Source organism: Bacillus sp. MN7755 (assembly GCF_054771475.1).
The window spans coordinates 1-403 of sequence record NZ_BTRL01000056.1; the positions used below are offsets into that span (position 1 = coordinate 1).

The following is a 403-nucleotide window of genomic DNA, read 5'->3' on the forward strand; positions in this document are numbered from 1 at the left end:
TTCATTTGTTTGTTTTGTGGTGTAAGATTGCACGTTGTTCCTCTTAGATTTGAAACGCGGGGCACTGTTTTGTTTTTTGAAAAAGCGTGTATAAGCATCCGCAAGGTTGCGAACAGATGACTGAATCGCAATACTATCCACTTCTTTTAGCCAAACAAACTCTTTCTTCAAGGCAGGAAGTTTGGCAGAGCATGTACCATATGTCAAACCTTTTCCTGTTTCTTTATATGCATGATCCCATAGAAATAGGAAGTGATTGAATACAAAACGAGAACAACCAATCGTTTTATTGATTAGTGTCGCTTGTGCTTTATTTGAATAGATACGAAATTTATATGCTTTATTGATCATCATTCATTTCACCCCCATTTCGATATGGTTCTATTATATAACGAACATACAT

The 403-nt window shown here is 35.7% G+C and carries 1 protein-coding gene; it reads right to left on the reverse strand.

Annotated features, from left to right (window positions below; genetic code table 11):
- The coding region (locus ACYVEC_RS30600; RefSeq protein WP_460509586.1) for a helix-turn-helix domain-containing protein at positions 1-354 on the reverse strand (354 nt) is incomplete at its 3' end.
- Between the last annotated feature and the right edge of the window lie 49 nt (positions 355-403).